The organism is Armatimonadota bacterium, assembly GCA_013314775.1.
Classification (GTDB): domain Bacteria; phylum Armatimonadota; class Zipacnadia; order Zipacnadales; family JABUFB01; genus JABUFB01.
In genome coordinates this window covers 177,975-196,195 of the sequence record JABUFB010000002.1, presented here as the reverse complement: position 1 = coordinate 196,195, position 18,221 = coordinate 177,975, and the positions used below count along the sequence as shown (strand labels likewise).

At 64.3% G+C, this 18,221-nt stretch carries 9 protein-coding genes and 1 pseudogene; 5 read left to right on the top strand and 5 right to left on the bottom strand.

What is annotated here, in order from left to right; translation table 11 throughout:
* Nucleotides 1–201: 201 nt before the first annotated feature.
* Both HPY44_02160 and HPY44_02155 read right to left on the bottom strand, forming a co-directional pair.
* A complete protein-coding gene (locus tag HPY44_02160; protein NSW54793.1) occupies nucleotides 202–2,094 on the bottom strand; it encodes an ADP-ribosylglycohydrolase family protein in 1,893 nt (630 codons plus the stop codon).
* 93 nt (nucleotides 2,095–2,187) lie between these two features.
* Nucleotides 2,188–5,973, bottom strand: coding sequence for a fibronectin type III domain-containing protein (locus HPY44_02155; GenBank protein ID NSW54792.1), 3,786 nt, complete (start codon nucleotides 5,971–5,973; stop codon nucleotides 2,188–2,190).
* A gap of 737 nt (nucleotides 5,974–6,710) precedes the next feature.
* Between HPY44_02155 and HPY44_02150 the strand changes: the two genes are divergently transcribed.
* The gene (locus HPY44_02150; GenBank protein ID NSW54791.1) at nucleotides 6,711–8,324 is read left to right on the top strand and encodes a gamma-glutamyltransferase; all 1,614 of its coding nucleotides are present in this window, start codon (nucleotides 6,711–6,713) and stop codon (nucleotides 8,322–8,324) included.
* 139 nt (nucleotides 8,325–8,463) lie between these two features.
* Here HPY44_02150 and HPY44_02145 read toward each other — a convergent pair whose 3' ends face one another.
* The 3 genes and pseudogenes from HPY44_02145 to HPY44_02135 form a co-directional block, all read right to left on the bottom strand.
* On the bottom strand, nucleotides 8,464–10,080 hold the full coding sequence (locus HPY44_02145) for a cellulase family glycosylhydrolase (GenBank protein NSW54790.1): 1,617 nt from the start codon (nucleotides 10,078–10,080) through the stop codon (nucleotides 8,464–8,466).
* A gap of 987 nt (nucleotides 10,081–11,067) precedes the next feature.
* Nucleotides 11,068–11,211, bottom strand: a pseudogene (locus HPY44_02140) (twin-arginine translocation signal domain-containing protein).
* Between the two features lie 16 nt (nucleotides 11,212–11,227).
* On the bottom strand, nucleotides 11,228–14,017 hold the full coding sequence (locus tag HPY44_02135; protein ID NSW54789.1) for a glycoside hydrolase family 99-like domain-containing protein: 2,790 nt from the start codon (nucleotides 14,015–14,017) through the stop codon (nucleotides 11,228–11,230).
* 226 nt (nucleotides 14,018–14,243) lie between these two features.
* Here HPY44_02135 and HPY44_02130 point away from each other — a divergent pair, with 226 nt between their 5' ends.
* From HPY44_02130 to HPY44_02115, 4 genes are all read left to right on the top strand, one after another.
* Nucleotides 14,244–14,930, top strand: a complete 687-nt coding sequence (locus tag HPY44_02130) for a PIG-L family deacetylase (protein NSW54788.1) — start codon at nucleotides 14,244–14,246, stop codon at nucleotides 14,928–14,930.
* A 115-nt stretch (nucleotides 14,931–15,045) separates the two neighbouring features.
* Entirely contained in the window at nucleotides 15,046–16,089 is a 1,044-nt protein-coding gene (gene hrcA / locus HPY44_02125; GenBank protein ID NSW54787.1) for a heat-inducible transcription repressor HrcA, read from the top strand.
* A gap of 234 nt (nucleotides 16,090–16,323) precedes the next feature.
* Nucleotides 16,324–17,352: a rod shape-determining protein gene (locus tag HPY44_02120; protein NSW54786.1), complete on the top strand. Its 1,029-nt coding sequence runs from the start codon at nucleotides 16,324–16,326 to the stop codon at nucleotides 17,350–17,352.
* Between the two features lie 80 nt (nucleotides 17,353–17,432).
* The gene (locus HPY44_02115; GenBank protein NSW54785.1) at nucleotides 17,433–18,209 is read left to right on the top strand and encodes a TIM barrel protein; all 777 of its coding nucleotides are present in this window, start codon (nucleotides 17,433–17,435) and stop codon (nucleotides 18,207–18,209) included.
* Nucleotides 18,210–18,221 lie beyond the last annotated feature (12 nt).

The window sequence follows — 18,221 nt, the reverse complement described above, 5'->3', positions numbered from 1 at the left end:
GCATTCTATGCGCCTTGCCCATCTCAGCCACCCATTCCAGGTTAGCCGTCCGCCCCTTTGCAGTCTGGCTCTTTCTTGTCGGCTGTCTTCACTCCACTTCAGGCTGCCTGACCGGCGGATAGGGCCGGGCGCAAAGCAGTCTGATCGCCGCGGCTGCCGGCAATACAGGTTGGGGCAGGCCGTGCGATCTGCCCCCATGCTTCATGGCTGCGCGTCACCCTTGGTGGCTGTGAGAAGCAATTCGGCCAGCCAGAGAGCATCCACCGGCCAGAAAGCCTGCGGACGCGATTTGTTGCCCCCGGACAGACCTTCCAGGGGCCGGCAGGTCAGAATGCGGTCGACCCATTGCGATGGGATGGCGTCCCTGCCGTGAACTGCACCAAGAAGCGCACCGGCGATGGCGGCGTTCGTGTCCGTGTCGCCCCCACGCATGATGCTGTCCACCACGCCTGCCTCCAGATCCGGCGCGTGCAATAGCTGGAAGAACGCGTTCTGCAGAGCGATCAGGACCCAGCCCTGCTGCTTCGAGTAGTCCGCTGGGGCCGCGCTCGCAGCCAGAGCCAAGGTCTCCCGGACGCTCGTCTCGGCACCAATCTCGGCGGCGGTCGCGCAGGCGTGCTCGTAGGTCTCAGCGGGACTCGCGCCAACGCGGATTGCGAAGGCAATGGCCTCGGCGAACACCGCGTTGGCGCTCTGGCACACGGGATGGGGGTGAGTCAACTCCGCGTCGGCTCTGGCCCACTGGATCACGGTGTCAGGCGAACGGCTTGCACCGGCGACCCCGATGGGGCACACCCGCATCATGGCGCCGTTTGCCTGGCTTGTGGTGCTCGCTGCCGCCCGGGCCGCGTCGGCGGCCGATTGCCCGTGCCCGAACGATCTTGCGGCAGGTATGAGAGCCTGTCTCGTGGTGTCGCCCTTGTCGAAGGGGCCGGAATTATACCACCAAGCGTAGGCTCGCGCCGCCGCCTCGGGATCATAGCCTCCCGCGGCCACGATCGACCGCGCCAGGCACAGCGCCAGCTCTGAGTCGTCGGTGGGTTGTCCCGCGATGGTTCCCCATGCCCCGCCATCGGCCAGCAGCCTCACGCCCTGCGGATAATGCGAGGCGATGTAATCGGCTCCCTCGAACTCCACGAGGCCGCCCAGGGAGTCACCGGCAAACTGGCCCAGCAGGCACCCTTGACCGCGGGACAAGACACCCGCGACGGGAACAGTCCGCCCGCGCACCGGCCAGGACAGCTGCAGGTAGCCTTCTTCAGGATGACCGTGGTGCAGCGCACTGCTCCAGTCGCGGCCCACCATTTCGGCAACCAGCGCCGATGGCCCCCCAAAGCAGGCCCCTCCGCAACTGCTGCGGCCGTCGGGACCATAGGTGACAGGATGGCCCTCAGCGTCAAACAGGTCCGCGCCGGCTCCCAGCAGCAGAGCATGTCCCCCGGCGTAGTCCCAGGCGCATGGTCCGTTGAGTGAGACGGCCAGTTCACCCTCACCCGCAGCAACCAGCGCCAGCCGATACGCAATGCCTGTCACCGCACGAAACCTCATCGGGTGCGCTGCGAGTGCATTGGCCCGGGGGCTCTTGTCCGCGCTCTGTGACACCAGCGCTGTACACTCCGGACCCGCAGTGACAGGCCACTTGCGGGGGACCGCGCGGCCATTGCGCTGGACGGGGCCCGAACCTTCGGCCCACGAGAAGAGGTCGCCCCCGTCGTCCGGAGCGCAGTGAGCGTAGACTACGCCAAGCACCGGTCTGCCGTCCCGCAGCAGCGCGATAGACACTGCTGCGCCGCGGAATCCTTTCAGGTAAGCGCTGGTTCCGTCATTCGGGTCGACCACCCAGACGTGGCAGGGCGAAGATCCCGACCCCGGCCTGTAGCCGGTCTCTTCGCCCAGGTAGGCATACTCGGGGAAGGCTTCGATCAGGGCGCCCCTGATCAGGGCTTCGGCTTCTCCGTCTGCGACGGCATGGTGCCCCGATCCGCGCGGGCCGCCGGGACGGTGGAAGTCCTCGCGCAGAATGCGCCCGGCATCGAGTGCGGCTTGGATGGCGACCGCCAACTCGCGAGTGTACCGACCTTCACTGGCGGTCATCGTTTCACTCTCGCTCCCATCGCTACGGATGTACAAGACGAAACGATGTTCACCGTTCGCTCTCGGCTGACCTCGTTGCAGGTCCCTGGTGCGTTAGTCCCCGGCAAGTACAGCGAAGCTGTGGGACGCCGTGTTGTTGCTCTCGTCGGTCTCCGCAATTTCGCCGTCCGGGTCCAGGACGACATTGATCGTCACCGGGCCCACGGTGCCGTCCGGAACGCTCCAGTAGAGTTTCGTCGTGTAATCGTCCCCCGCAGTGATCGAGGAGATGGTCTTCTCGCCTATCTGCTGGCCGCCTCGCAGGAACCGCACCTTCACTCCGCTCGCCTTCACGTTCCCGCCGTTGTGCACAATTACGCTTATCGTGGCCGTATGTCCCGCTTCGGGTTCCGGCGGAGTGTGGGTGATGTCCGCGGCGGCGATGTACAGGTCGATCTGCCGGGGCGTGACCAGCACCAGGTGCGGAGCGGCGTTATTGGCCTCGTTGCTCTCGGGGATAGAGTTCGCCGGGTCCAGTACGACCCCGAGTTTTTCCGAATCCCCGGCTGTGTCCGGTATGTCCCATGTGAAATACCGAGTGGTGCTGCTCCCGGCGCTCAGAGAGCTGATGGTCTGCTCGGACAAGACGTCGGTGCCGCGCATGATTCGCAGGGGGATGTTATAGGCCTTGGAGCCGCCGAGGTTGCGGACCTTGATGCTAAGGCGGACGTCCTCACCTGCGATGGGTGCTGCGGGGGTGCTGGTTATCTCGGCGGCGTCCACGGAGAGATCCGGCAGAGCGGGCACGACGGTGTGCTCGGCCTGGTTGTTGGTCTTGTCCAGCTCATCGATGTTGTTTGAGGGGTCCAAGACTACTCGGAATGCAACCGGGTCGTAGGTGGCCGCGGGCACGGTCCAGCTCATGGACGCTTGGTAGTGCTCTCCCGGATTGAGCCTCGATCGGGAGCGGGTGGCCACGGTCTCATCGCCGCGCTTCAGGGCCACCTCAAGGTTCTCAGCCGCCAGGCCGCCCATGTTCTTCACGGTGGCGCGGATGGTGACAGTCTGACCACACCCGGGTGACTCCGGTGTGTGCGTGATGTCCGCGGCGAGGATGGAGACGTCTGGCTTCAGGGGGACAATGGTCAGCGATCGGGTGGCCACATTGTTGCTCGCATCGGCCTCCACGATGCCGGCATCCGGTTCCACCACCGCGGACAGATCGCCCTTGGTCGGCCCATCGGCAGGGACGAGCCAGGAGTACGTGAGGCGTCGGGAGGCCCCGGGGTTGAGGGTCGCGATGACAGACTGACTGATCTGCGCGCCATTCCAAAGGAAGCGTACCCGGACCGTCCGGGCCTCGATGTTGCCCGAGTTGACTACGGTGCAGGCGACGGTGGCGCGCTGGCCTGCGATGGGTGATTCCGGCGAAATGTTGAGAGAGTCATGGGTGACCGACAGGTCGAGACGGGCTTTCTCGAGGCTAAAATCCTGCCGAACTTTCCCGCCCGGGCCGGGGACGGTGACATTGAGCGTCTGCGGCACGAACCCCGACAGAGAAACAGTCACGGTATGTGTCCCCACGGCCACGTCGTCGAGGGCGTAGTAGCCATCCGCCGGTCTGTCAGGCTTAGCGAAGTATCCGTTGGCGGTCTGGGTGGTCCGGTTGCCGGCGGCGATGCGCACGGTTGCGCCATTGAGGCCGATCATGCGCGGCCTGGGCCGCCCGCCAGCATCCCCAGTAACCGGGGTCTGCACATACCCGTAGACCGTGCCCACGGGGACGAGAGCGAAGTTGCGCGTCACGGTCTGGGTGCGGCGAACCGTTACCTGGGCAGTGGCGGTACGCCACCCGGATGCGGCAAAACGAAGGCTGCGGGTTCCGGTGGGTACGCCGGCGATGGTGTACACCCCATTGCCGTCGCAGGTGGCGGACAGACCGGTGCTCCCCAGCACGGTCACGGTGGCCCCTGCCAGAGGCGCCCCGGTATCCTGGCGGGTCACGGTGCCCGTAACCGTGCCCACATCCGGCGGGTCGGTCTGGAAACTACCGGAGTGCGTGGCCGTATTGCCGGCTGCGTCGGTCGCCTTCACAAGATAGTGGTACTGGCGACCTGGTTGCAGCTGCGAAAGGGCGATGCTATGAGCGGTGCGCGTGCCCTGGAGGGTTGCAACAAGACCGTAAGCCGGTGTGGTCCCGTATTCGACGCAGGAAACGGTGGGCTCGTCGGTGCGCCAGACGACGGACGCGGAGGTCTGGGTGATGGCGGTCACAGCTGGAGCGATAATCGTCGGCGCCTGCGTGTCGGGAGTCGGAGAGGTGGTGAAACTCGACTGAGGCGAGATGCCCTCGTTGCCCGCCGCGTCGGAGCCTTTCACCCAGAATACATACGTGGTGTTGGGCAGGAGGCCGTCTACAGTGACCGAGTGGTTTGTCACGAAGTCCGCCAAACCGGTCCAGGTCGCAGTTGATGGCGCGCGACCGTAATAGAGCTTCGAGTTGGCGGGCTCGCTGGTATTCCAGGTTACGGTTGCTGAGTTGTGGGTGACGGCCGCCTGCACATTGGTGATGACCGGGGCAGTCCGGTCGGGCACGGCTTTGGTGGTGAAGGTATGGTCGGGTGAAGCGGCGGCATTCCCTGCGGCGTCCGCGGCGACGATGCGAAAGTGGTAGGTAGTGTCGGGCGCGAGACCCGTCAGCGAGGCGGCCCTGGGGTCATCGAAACCCCGAGAGATCGAAGTCTGTCCGTAGTTGCTGGTCGTTCCATATTCCACGCGCCATTGCACGTCCTCGCTGGCGTCGAAATGGACGATAGCCGCCTCGTGGGAGACAGGGCCGGCCGCCACATTCTCCAGGATCGGCGGGGTTGTGTCGGGAGGCGGAGGTGGTGGAGGCTCGACGATCCCGCCGCCATCTCCCCCCACCGGAACGATGCGGAAGACCGGACCATTGCGGGACTCATGGGCGAACTCAACGCAGGACTTATGCAGTGTGCTGGACAGCCCCAGCCAGGTGGATTCCTCCCACTCGTTATTCGCAACGCGGATCGTCTCGCCACCCGCCAGCTCGCCGGTCCACAGGTCGACCCAGGCGAAATCCGTGCCGGGCACCGAAGGCTCAGCTTTCACGCTCCCGTTGACCTTCACCTGCAGTCTGCCCTCCTCGCCCTGCTTCCTGCGGCAGTAAGCCTGGAGGGTGCACTGCCCCGACTGCCCGGCGGTGAACTCGATGTAGTCGGTGGCGCGCTCGTGCTCAAGAGTCACATTGTCAAAGTTGTCCTGGGCGTCGCCGGGGTGGAAGTCCATGCCCTGCCAGTTCGCCGCCCAGTTCCCGTAGGCGAAACCTATCGATACAACCCTGAAGCGTGCGTTGCTGTCGCCGATGGACACATTGGCGACCGACCCGTCCTCGCGGATCACTTCTTTCGTGCCACAGTGCTCTCGCAGGCGGAAATGGACACCGGCGGCAGGGAAGGGCAGGGCGACGTCCTCAACATCGTCAATGCTTGCGAAGGCGCGGGTGAGGGTGCGCCAGTCGTCCTCGAACTCGCTCGGAGTGAGCTCGAAGATCACGCTGGATTCGTCGTCGTTGGCGAAGTAGGTCTTGAGCTCCAGATAGGCCTTTGGGGTGAGGGCCCGATACTCGATCTGGGCGCTGAAAGTATTGGAGGTGACGTGGCAGAACTCATCGCCATCATGCTCGAACTGCCCCCAGGCGAAGGCTATCGGCGCGCCAGAACCGACCGGCCATCGGAACATCTTGTGGAAATCACCGAAGGAGTCGGCTCCTCGTATCTCGCAGTCATTGAGCCGAATGTCTTCGGCAGGGGCGGGAAGTGTCCCCAGGTACGCCAGGATAGCAATCACGACAGGGAAGACCCACCGGTTGCTCGTCATCATTGCACCTCCGTCTCGAACCAACGCCCTGGGACTGGCGTGTTCTTCGATACCTCCAACAACTGGTGAGGCGGCGCAGACTACCTCAGCAAACCGCCTTTCCAGTAATCGGATTCGCACTGCGGCTGTCAAGTCCTCCTTCATCTGACGCGGGTACCTTGAGCCCGGGCCGTACGCCTTCTGCAACACCGGCGTCTGGACGAGACCACACGCCAACGCCATCTCGATTCGTAGCCCTGCCAGTGGCACTCACAACTCGCGCTTCAGAGCATCCCCGCGGACGCTGGACTCAGTGCCCGAATCTCGCCAGTCGGGGCCGAGATCCGCTTGCAGCAACATTTCCCCGCCGATTCATCGGTCCACTCGAACACCCCAGCGTGCTCCCACATATCCGTGACGACCCACAACTGCGAGGCTTCCGGGGCCGCCATCGAACCGAACCGGTCGCGCGCAAGCAGCCAACTCATCAGAATCCGAACTCGGCCTGCAGGAAGAACCGGGGGGCGAAGCCGAAGGGGGTGGTCCAGAGAATCCCCACCGGCAGCCCCGTGGTCGCAACGGTGTGTTCGAAAGCCGGCTGCCCATTGATGTAGACCCACGCCTGTTCGTCCACCGCGCCGAAGAAGAGCCGCAGGCTTTCCAGCTACAGAGACTGGCGGCCGCGGAAGGGGAGAATGGGCAGGGCGGGGAACGCCCAGGGCGAGGCCTTTGAGAGAGACAATCGCGGAGTGTGACAAAGCATGGATCAGATCGGCTGGTGTGCATCCGGAACCGGGGGTGCGGTCGCTGCCGGGGCGGCGGAATCGGTGGCTGCGGGAGTCCGGTTGCTCTCGGAGGGAGGCAATGCCGCCGACGCTGCTGTCGCGACGATCCTGGCCCTGGCGGTCACCGACTACGGGCTGTTCGCCATCGGCGGCGAGGTCCCGTTCATGATCTACGACGCGGCGCAGGAACGCGTGCGGGTGCTGTCCGGCATCGGCCGGGCACCGCTCAGCCCCGAGGCCATCGAGTGGTACTACGCCAACGGGATTCCGGACGAGGGCAGCTACCTCGCCATGCCCGTCCCCGGCGCGCTTCACCTGTGCATCACGGCGCTGGAACTGTTCGGAACGCGCAGCTTCGCGCAGGCCGTCGCCCCGACGCTGGAACTTCTCGACGCAGGCAGGGATGAGTGGCACCCACAACTGGCGGCGACGCTGCGCAAGATGGTGCAGGCGGAAACGCAAGCCGTCGGCAGCCGAGAGAAGAGACTGCGCGCCGCCCGCGACCGCTTCTACACCGGGGACATCGCCGATGACCTCGTGGCATGGTACCGGAGCAAGGGTTCATTCTTGGACAGGGAGGATCTTGCCGCCCACGAGACGACAGTCGAAGACCCGGTGTCGGTCGGCTACCGCGGTTACGAGGTATGCAAGTGCAACACCTGGACCCAGGGACCAGTCCTGTGCCAGACGCTGCGTCTCCTCGAAGGGTGGGAGTTGAGGGGCCTCGGCCATCTGTCAGCCGACTACATCCACACGGTCACTGAAGCGATGAAGCTTGCATACGCCGACCGCGACACTTACTATGCTGACCCGGATTTCGCGGACGTGCCCTTGCAGCAGTTGCTGTCCGACGAATACACCGCGTTACGGGCGGACCTCATCACCGGAGCTGCGTCGATGGAGCGGCGTCCGGGTGATCCAGTCCGGATGCGGGCGATTCTGTGCGAAGGAGACGCACCGGAGAACCCGGTCCGCACGCCGATTTCCGACACGACCACCTGCGTGGTCGCCGACCGGTGGGGGAATGTGGTGGCGGCCACGCCCAGCTGCAATCTGGCCGGGAATGAACCCGACCCTGTCACGGGCGTGTCCCAGGGCAATCGCCTGCGCTGCCTGAACACGAACCCGAGGCACCCGAACCGCATCCAGCCGGGCAAGCGTCCACGGGTCACCCTGACCCCCACCCTCGTATTGCGGGAGGGCAGGCCGGTCGTGGCAATCAGCGTCGCAGGCGGGGACCTGCAGGATCAGACTTCCCTGAATGTACTGCTCAACCACATCGAGTTTGGCATGCCCCCGGGCCAAGCGGTGACTGCGCCGCGTTTCAGCACCAACCACATGGAAAACTCATTCAGCTCCCGACCGGACCGGGACGCGGCATTCCTGGCCCCAGGGAGTCTCAACCTTCACGAGGGCGTGGCGGAGCAGGTCCGTTCCGAGCTCGCTGCGCGCGGACACAGGGTGACGGTGACCAGTGAGCCCATCGCCCATCCGGTCATGCTGTGCATTGATCCAGAGACTCAAGTCGTGCATGCTGCGGGGGATCCAGCCGCCGGAAAGCACGCGGCCGCACTCAACGACACCGCGTGAGAGAGCAGCCACACCGGGCACTTCGGCGCTATCGAAAGCGCGGCTCAGGCGCACCTGCACTGGACGCGAGGCACGACCGCAGCAGGCCGTAACCACCGACACCGTCATCCAAGGGGCACGACTGAATGTCTTGCTCCCGTCACCTAACCGGCGGCTTCACGTTCTTCGCGAACCACCCAAGCACCACTTGCATCCGGTCCGACGGCTCCGCGGTGCGCGAGTGGTCATTGGGGTCGGGACCGTGCTCCAGGCTCCAGCCATCCCACTCCCGGTACGCGTGATACGACCAGTCCCAGCCATACTCCTCGAAAATCTCGATGCAATCCGACAGATACTGAGCGGCTCCCGGGGCCCATCGCGCCGCGCTGAACTCGCCGACGTAGATATGCACATTGAAGGCCAGCTGGAAATCGCGCACTGGCTGCAGGTGCCGGCGCAATGCTTCCTTGTCAACCATCATCCCACCGATGACTCCCGGGTACTTGACCCCCACCGGGTTCGAGTGCACGCCCTGGTGCGTAAACCCGCCCGGCCAGTACATGTGGACCTGGTAGATGACATTCGGCACATCCACCGGCTCCAGGTAGCGGAACCCAGGGGCTGAGTCCCACTGGTCCACCTCGAAAATGATCGGCACATCCGGGTCGATGGCACGAATTGCCCTTGCCGCGCGCACCTGTGCCCCGAGGTAGTCCGGGACGCCCTCCACCGGCGCATCCGCCTGCACCGGCTCGTTCACCAGGTCGTATCCCCAGACGGCGGGGTTGCCCTTGAACCGCGTGGCGATCCGCTCCCAGACCTTCACGAAATGATCTTGGTACTTAGGCTCGTAGAACATGGCCACGTCGCTGTTCTCGTAACGCCCGCCCGGCGGCGAGTGAAGGTCGACGACCACCTTGATCCCGTATCGGTTGCAGGCTTCCAGGGCCTTCTCCAGATCGTCGAGTTCCGAGGCAATCCACTGGTCATACTCATCCAGGTCCCGGTCGGTATTGGGTACGCCCCACCGCCGCGTCATCTGCCAGCGGATCAGGTTCGCGTTCCACTCCTGCCCAAGTACCCGCATGTCCTCGTCCACGAAAGCGTTCGGGGACATCACTCCCCTCAGCCGCGGCAAATCATGTCCCCTGTAGACAGGACCTGCATTCGCGGCAGCCTCCGGACGCGCCGGTGGAGGCGGCCAGGCCACCGTCACCTTGATCTCATCGAACCACGCTACCCCGCTGCTCGCCTGCAATCCCAGCGCCAGCTGGCCACCTGTGGCATCAGCTGCAATCGGCGCCACGAACCGCAGCTTCTTCCAGTCGAAGGTGCCGAAGACGTTGTTCTGGTTGCTCCAGAATGGTCCGCTAGTCTCGGACCTGTAGTGCAACATGCACTTCACGCCCAGGTACGGCTGCGGCGGCTTGCTGACCCCTTCGGCCTTGGCCATGCACTCCACTGCCAGCCTGCAGCCCCGGTACCGCGTCAGGTCGATGGGCAGGACGATCATCCGGCTCTCCGCCGCGTCTTCGGCCGGCACCGTCACGCGGAGCGAAGTCGTCCCTTCGTAGCCCGGCACCCACTCGGCCCACGGCGCGGTCGACCAACCCTGGCGGTCCTCTGCGGTGTCGAAGCTCGTCTGGAACGCCACGTCACCGCGCTTGGGTGCTGAGTCTTCCTGTGCCATCGCGATTGTCCCCCAGAGCATCGTGATCAGAGCGGCAAGCATCATCGGTATTGTGCGCCGACCACACCTGAGTGCATACCTGGTCACTGGATTCTGCCTCCATAGGGACGGGAGTGGGCCGGCTTCGTCTTGGTAGCCGGTGTTGACGGTGTCGCAGTGCAGGCGGTACCCTTGGAGCCATGCGCGACTGGATAGCCCCCGCACTCAAGGCGCGCCGCGTCGTGCGCACCTGTACCGAGTACGAAAAATCGCCCGGCGCATACCATCGCGCCCGTCGGGCACTGTTCACCGAACTGGATCGCCTTACAAAGCCCTCGTCAGGTTGATCAGCGCCACTTCCGGCCTGCAGCGGAAGCGGATCGCGGGGATGATCGTGCCGACGCCGCGAGACACGAACACCTGCTTCCAATCATCCCGCACCAGGCCGACGGCGTACTTGCGCCCGTATCTCAGGGGCAGGATCGGCGGCCCGAACAGCGGTAGATTCACCTGCCCGCCGTGGGTATGCCCCGACAGCATGAGGCCGACCCGGCGGTCAGTGAGAAGGTGCGCATAGTCGGGATTGTGGGACAGGAGAAACACGGGGGCATTGGCGGGGGAGCCTGCGAGGGCGTAGTCCAGACGCTGAGTGTCTTCCCACAGATCGCCCACGCCAGCCACCCACAGCCGGTCGTTTCCGCGCTGAATGGCCATTGCGGCATTGGTCAGGTCGGCGATCCCCACCCGCGCCATCCACTCCCGGGTCAGGGACGCGCCATGCCAGTGGTCGTGGTTGCCCAGGACCGCGAATACCCCCAGAGGCGCCCGCAGTCCGCCAAGGACCCGGATGCAAGGAGGAATGTACTCGGTGCCGCGGTAGACGTAGTCGCCGGTAAGCGCGACAAGGTCCGGCTCGAGCCCGTTCGCCATATCGACGGCGCGCTGCACAAAGTCAAGGGGCACGGTTGGCCCGTGGTGCAAATCGGTAAGCTGGGCGATGCGCAGGCCCTCGAACCCTGGTGGCAGGTTGTGGAAGGGAACGCTCACCCGGGTGACCCGCAACTGGTCGGGCTCGCGCAGGCTGTCGATGACACTCCCGCCGAGAAGAAGCCCAGTGGCGGCGCAACCCAGCCGGCGCAGAAAGGACCGCCTGCTCAAGCCATTGCGCTTTCCTGAATCGATGCTGCTTCGCCTCCGCGCATCGGGCGCTTCCGCGGCCGTTCTTCCGGCGCTGTGCACACCCGTTCGTGCCCCTCTATTCCTTCACCAGTCGGATCTCATCAATGGCTATGCGAGCATTCGCGTGCCCGCACGGGTCGAACCGGAAGCTGGTGATCCCTGTCTTCCAGCGGTTGTTTTCGCCCACCGGAATCAGGTAGTCGTGGTACTCCCCGTCCCCAACCAGCTTGAACTTCGCGCTGTTGGCCTCACTTATGCCGGTGGTAGTTGTTGACCAGAAGAGCTGGGCCTCCTCACCCGGCTGCTGAAGGCTGTCGATCTTCATCCGCACCAGTACGTGGGTCCAGTCCGACGCCCGGATGCCCTTGAGCGAGGTACCGATGGCTGGGTCCTGGGAACTGGTGACGAACTCCAGCGCTCCGTCCTTCACCGCGAAGGCGCCGATGCCCATGAAGGGGCCCCAACCCTGGGCACCGTCAGAGAAGTCCCAGGCGTCTCGCTTGAGCGCCTCTGCTTCTGGCAGGTCGTACGGACCCAGGCCCACGTCCGAGGGGATCAGGTTGGGCGGCCAGCCTTCCGCGGGTTTCTTGCAGAAAACGTCCCGCACCGCGTCGTACATCTCGAATCCGAACTCCTTACACGGCTCGGCGTAGGAGCCCTCCCCCCACTCATTGAGCGGCGCCAGGGTCATCCGGGTTACGCCGGTCTCGTCCGCGAACCGCTTTGCGTCCTGGCAGATGCGTCGGAACAGCTCCGGGGTCCGACCGTAGATCACTGTAGACTTGTCCCCGTGCCAGGGCCGGGAGTCCCATCCTGTCGACAGATTGGGCAGGAAGGGGATGATGTTGGCCTCATGCCAGGACTTCCAGTGGTCGTAGCTCGAATCCGCCACCAGTTCAAAGGGGAAATGCTGCGGGTCCTCGGCCTTCCCGCCGTGGTGCATGTAGTGGTAGATGCTGGTCATGTCGAAGCCCTTGTCGGCCAGGTCTTTGATGATCGCCGGGTCGGTGGATGCCTCGGGCCACTTCATGGCGATGAAGTAGATGCCTTTGTAGCCCGCCTCGATAGCCATCTCCCGGCTGATTTCAAGCAGCCGCGCGGCGCCGCCCTTGCCCTCCATATCCCGGTCCATGCCGGCGACGCTCCAGATCATCACCACGGGCTTGTCGTCGATGCGCATGTATTCGGGCATGTTGAAGCAGTTGTCCAGCCAATACTGAGTGACCGCCCGCTGGTCCTCTTCCGAGTGCGAACCCGCCGGGTTGTGGTTCGCCCACATCATCGCCCACTTCAGGTAGCGGCGGTACCGCGCTTTCTCGAAAGCCTTCACCCAGTGTTCCAGGTGCCGACCTCCGGCGCTCCAGTACCAGTCCACCAGGAAGAATTTGATTCCGTGCTCCACCGCCCACTTGATCTGCCAGTCCACGCACTCCGGGTTGCCCTCGTCATACCACCCCAGTACCGGCTTGCGCTCCGGCGACACCCGTCGGATCGGGTCCCAGCGGTCCATGGTCGGGAACCCGGGGAAGTACAAAGCGCCGATCTCGTAATCAGATTCCACCGGGCGCGGTTCCGGCACATAATCCGCCTTCGCCACATTCAGCGGCTCGGTAAAGGCCACTTCCCCGGTCACGGGTTCATCCGGCGCGCCGGCGCCCGAAAGCTTCACCGACGCCGTTCCTTTGACCGCTCCCGTCGCGGTCACGCTGACCTTGTGGGTCGCCGGCTCGAAGGGCGCCAACTCCTCAATCTGTCGCCAGTCTCCCCTACTCGCGACTTGCACGCCTTCAGGCAGGCTCAGCGAATCAATGACAAGCCCGCGCGCCGTCTCGCCACCGCGGTTCATGAGGTTGATGAGCAAATTCGCGGGTCGTCCAGCCCGGTTGATGGCGTCTTCCAGGCCCACGTAGGTGACCTCGACTTCAGGCGTCCCCTCCGGTTCCTCCGTCAAGGCAATCCGCCGGATCACCGCTGTAGCCCCGGCGGTATTGGTGGGCTGCAGGCTCAGCAGCAGGATATCACCCGACCATTCCCGATTCCCGCCCATGTCCACATTGTAGCTATGGAACTTCCCATCGCCTTTGACCGGGAACTTTCGCAAGTGAATGTTCCCGAAGTCCGAGGAAACCCATCGGATGTAGCCGGCGGTGCCCTTGTCCAGCTTCATGTCAATGTGCACCCAGAGGCGGTCGTCCAGCGTACAGCGCAGGGCCGGGCTAAGCATGTACGATCCGGGGTTGTCTCCCGACGAAAACCGCAGACCATCTTGCGTGGCAACTACCGTCGCACCTTCCGCCGGCTCCCAGTTCAGCGTGGTCCCACCGAACTTCCAGTCGGGTTCGGTGGCCAGTTCATCAGGCGAGCCGAGGTCGACGATCCGGATGTAGTCCACCTCAAAGGTCTTTTTCCCATAGTCGGCTTCAGCGGGACGCGCGAAATCCAGGCGCAGCAGAATGATCTTTTTTTCGGTGTGCCAGAACGGGTAGACCTGATACGTATGCCACTGCCCGTCCCCGTTGATCCGGAACGGCGTCTCCTTGCCCGGCGAGAACCCTCCGTACTGGCTCTGGGTGGTGTTGGTCCAGAAGAACTCGCCGCCACCATCGCAATCCGTCCTCATGCGCACTTCAATGCGCTGCCACGGCGTGGCGGGAATGTCAAACTGGGGCCCGGTCACGAAGGGGTCCCAGTTCGCAATGGTGCCCTTGAGCGCTCCACCCTCCACCCGAAGCCCGGTGATGTGATTGGCCGCCTTCCAGCCCTCGAAATCGCCGTCCGTATCGAAGTTCCACTCCAGTAACGTCCGCGGTTGGGCGCAAGCCCAGGTCGCCGCGAGGGTCAGCAAGATTGACAGAAGTATGCGCATCTTGGGGTCTCCCGGTTGCATTGCGGCTGGGCAGGCCCGAAGTGGCGACCTGCCCGGCCGAATCCTCTCCCGTCTCGCGGACGCGACTGTCCGCTGCGGGGTTCACGGTTGGGGCACACGGAACTGCTTACAGACCAGTTCGCCCCGCTGACGCCGGCTACCTCCCGGCAGGACATGAGTCGCCCGGCGTCGAAATCATCCGCCATAACCGCGGGAGGCGATCCTCGTGAACTACCGTCGCATACTGGTTTTCGGTGCACACCCCGATGACGAAATGACCATGGCGGCCACCATGCGCAAGCTGTCCGATCTGGGCGTCGAGGTCCACGTCTGCATCTCCACCGACGGCTGCGAGGGCTACCCGCATCCGGAATGGAAGGACACCATCGTCCGGATGCGCATCAAGGAACAGGCCGAGGCCGACCGTGTCATGGGGGTCTCCCGGCGACACCACATCGGAGCGCCTGACATGGGCCTGGAGAACAATAAGGAGACTTTCCTCAAGTTTATCCAGGTCATCCGCGAAGTGCGCCCCGACGCCGCTTTCACCCATGGCCCGTATGATCGCCACCGCGACCACCTGCGCACAGGAGAGATTTCCCTGGAGGCCCTTTGGCAGGCGGGACAGCCTGTTTCGGCTTCCCTGGGAGAACCCTGGGCCACTCCACACGTTTACTATTACAAAGGGGTATTCGGAACCCCTCCGCACATTCGCCTGGACTGCCGGGGATACGGCCATATCGGGCTGCTCGCCCGGGCGACCCAGGAGTCGCAGATGGTCTTGTTCGGCAGAACGCGGGAAGAGATGGAGGCCGAGGCAGAGCGCATCCGCCAAGAAAACCCGCCACATACCGAGGGCTTCTGGCTCACGGACCGAATGACGTTGGTCGATTTCCCGCCGATCGCGCGCTGAGGCGGTCGAGCCAGGGCACTGAAACCGTGGGAACCGTCACCGGCCTCTCTTGACCCAAGGCGCTGTGCTGCATACGATTCGCTGGAGCATACAATACTCGGGGAGCTGAATGACGGTGAGCCCTGACAGAACATGCCCTTTGAACGAGCGGCGAGCCCTGGTGCTGGGCGCGATCGTCCAGGAGCATGTGGAGACCGCTGCGCCCGTGGGTTCCCGCGTGGTCCGCGAGCACTACGGTGTTGAGGCAAGCACCGCGACGATCCGCAATGACATGTGCGCCCTGGAGCGCGAGGGGTATATTCACCAGCCCCACACCTCCGCCGGGCGGGTTCCACGTGACAAGGGCTACCGGGTCTACGTGGACAGTCTCATGCCCCCTGCCAGCGTCAGGCCCGAAGAGGAGACGTGGGTGCGCAGCGAATGCCGCGCTTGCGCCGGCGATGCGCAACTCCTTTACCGCACTGCCGCCCGAATGCTCTCCCAGCTTACCTGCGCCCCCGCGCTGCTCATGGCGCCGCCGGACAGACAGGCGCATCTACTGGAGATCCGCCTGTCTCCCGTAAGCGCCTCTGTCGTGCGCCTTGTCTACGAGACCGATCAGGGAGGGCGCAATGAGTGCATTCTTCAGTCGGCCGAACCTCTGAGCGCCGACCAGGTAGCGAACATCAGCCGAATTCTCAGCGAGCGGTTCACCTCGCGGGACGTCACGGCGATCACCCTGAGCTCACCCGCCACGCTCGTGGATGATTCAGGCGCCAGCGCCGTGCCGGCCGAACTGCTGGACCAGATCAAGAACGCTATCGAGGGCGAACAGCCGCAGCAGGTGTTTGTGGACGGCGCCGCCTACGCTCTCGACTACCCTGAATACCAGGCGCTAGAGAAATTGAAGCCCTTGGTCCGGGCGCTGGATGACGACGGCACTGTGCGCCGCCTGCTCCGGCCAGCGTCGCGCACCGCCGAAGTGTCGGTCACCATCGGCCACGAGCACCATCTCGCCTCGCTCCAGAGCTGTTCGCTCGTGGCTCGGCACTATTCCGCGGCCGAGGTGGGTATCGGCGCCCTGGGCATCATGGGACCAACGCGCCTGGATTATCTGCGTGCGGTGGCCGCTGTGCGCTGCATAGCTCAGCACTTGTCCCGAGCCCTGGCCGGCCGCTGAGTCCCTGTTCAAAGACGCCTCCGCATCTACCGGGGACCCGGATGCCCCGTCGAGTCGGCCTTCCCAGTCTCCGCTTACCCGCCCAATACCTTTGACGCGGGGCCGGGCTGTGCTACAATCTACAAGCTTACCTTGGACTTGCGGTCACACAGGTGAGCTGGGGCATCTCGTGGCGCGACCGCAGTTCCCGCTGCACCGACGCGCTCCTGTTACTCTCTCGATCCGGGGAACTGTATGCGATTGCCGTGGGGCGAGGAAATCGCCATTGATCTAGGCTCGGCCAACACCCACATCTGCGTCAAGGACGCGGGGGTGGTTGTGCGCGAAGCCTCCTACATTGCCTTCGATGCCGGCGGGCGGCACCCTGTCGCCGTTGGCCTGGAAGCCCGGCGCATGATCGAGCGAGACGTCGCCGGCGTCCAGGTCATCCGTCCAATACGCGGCGGAGTCATTGCCGACTTCGATGCCGCCGTGACTATGCTGCGCCTGTTCGTGCACCAGGCCCTGGGAAAGCGCCCGATCATCAGCCCGATGATGATCACTTCCCACCCCGACGAGGCCAGTCAGGTCGAGCGCCGTGCACTCATCGACGCCTTGCGATCCGCGGGCGGCGGCAGAGTGCTCAGCGTACAGCGTGCCCTGGCCTGCGCAATCGGCGCAGGCATCCCCGTGGGCGGCGATTCGAGCCGCATGGTCATCGACCTCGGCGCGGGGGTCACCGATATCGGCATCATCGCCATGGGCATGGCCACCACCGGCGTCACCATCCGCTACGGCGGCGACGACCTCAATGAGATCATTCGCCGCGCCGTCAAACGCTCCCAGGGATTCAGCATCAACGCCGCAACCGCAGAGCAGATCAAGCTCCACGTGGGGACGCTGCTCGAAGAGTCCAATGGCAACTCGATGCGGGTTGAGGCATCGATCGACAATGGCGGGACGCCCCTGAGCACCGATATCGACCTGTCCGAGGTCCCTGCGCTCCTCGCACACGGCCTGAACCGCATCATCGCCGACATCATCTGGCTGCTGGACGAACTCACCCCCACGCAGCAGAACGAGATCGCAGCGAACGGGGCGGTCCTTACCGGAGGCGGGGCGCTGCTCGTGGGTATCGACGCCTATTTTGCCCAGAAGCTGGGCATACCGGTGCGCGTTGCCACCGACCCGCTCTCCTCAACCATCCTCGGCCTGGAGTCCGTCCTCAATGACCCTCAGGCAGTATCCCTGCAGGGGCGGCGTTTCAAGGCAACCAGCCCGTAACCCACGCAATCGCTCGCGCGACAATCGCGGAGTCGGCCCCGTTTGCGGGGGCTTCAACGAATCACACGGAGGATTTTCGCATGGCCGCTATCAAGCTGTCCGCTTGCATTGAGATGATCTACAATCAAGTCCCGGAGTTCCCGGAGCGCATCGTGAAGGTGGCCGACTGCGGCCTACCGGCCTTCGAGTTCTGGGGCTGGAAGAATAAGGACCTCGACGCAATCTGCGCAAAGGCGAAAGAAACCGGCATGACCCTCGCCGGGTTCTCCTGTGAGAGCGTGGGCGCACTCGTAGATCCGACCAACACCCGCACCTGGATTGAGGGTGCCAAGGAGTCCATCCTGAAGGCGAAGGAAGTCGGCGTGCCGACCCTCATCGTCACCACCGGGAACGCGATCCCCGACGTTTCCATGTGGGCCCAGCATGACAGCATCGTCTCCGGCCTACGAGGCATCGCACCCTTCGCCGAAGAGCAGGGCATCACCCTCGTTCTCGAGCCCCTGAACATCGCCGTGGACCACAAGGGGTACTTCCTTTCCAGTTCCGCCGAGGGTTTCGATATTCTGCGCGCGGTGAACAGCCCCAATGTCAAGCTGCTGTATGACATCTATCACCAGCAGATTACCGAGGGCAACCTCATCGCCACCATCACCGCGAACATCGATCTGATCGGCCACTTCCACGTTGCCGACGTCCCCGGCCGGCATGAGCCCGGCTCCGGGGAAATCAACTACACCAACGTCTTCAGGGCCATCAGCGAGACCAGCTACGATCGCTATGTGGGCCTGGAGTTCAAGCCCACCGGCTGCCATCGCGAAGCCCTCGAAGCCGTTAAGAAGTTTGCGGGAGTGGCCTGACCGCGTCCGTAT

Bases quoted from the DNA above. Each gene is read 5' to 3' on its own strand.
- HPY44_02150 (NSW54791.1), top strand. From the start codon at position 6,711: ATGGATCAGATCGGCTGGTGTGCATCCGGAACCGGGGGTGCGGTCGCT.
- HPY44_02155 (NSW54792.1), bottom strand. From the start codon at position 5,973: ATGATGACGAGCAACCGGTGGGTCTTCCCTGTCGTGATTGCTATCCTG.
- HPY44_02115 (NSW54785.1), top strand. From the start codon at position 17,433: ATGGCCGCTATCAAGCTGTCCGCTTGCATTGAGATGATCTACAATCAA.
- HPY44_02135 (NSW54789.1), bottom strand. From the start codon at position 14,017: ATGCGCATACTTCTGTCAATCTTGCTGACCCTCGCGGCGACCTGGGCT.
- HPY44_02120 (NSW54786.1), top strand. From the start codon at position 16,324: ATGCGATTGCCGTGGGGCGAGGAAATCGCCATTGATCTAGGCTCGGCC.
- HPY44_02160 (NSW54793.1), bottom strand. From the start codon at position 2,094: ATGACCGCCAGTGAAGGTCGGTACACTCGCGAGTTGGCGGTCGCCATC.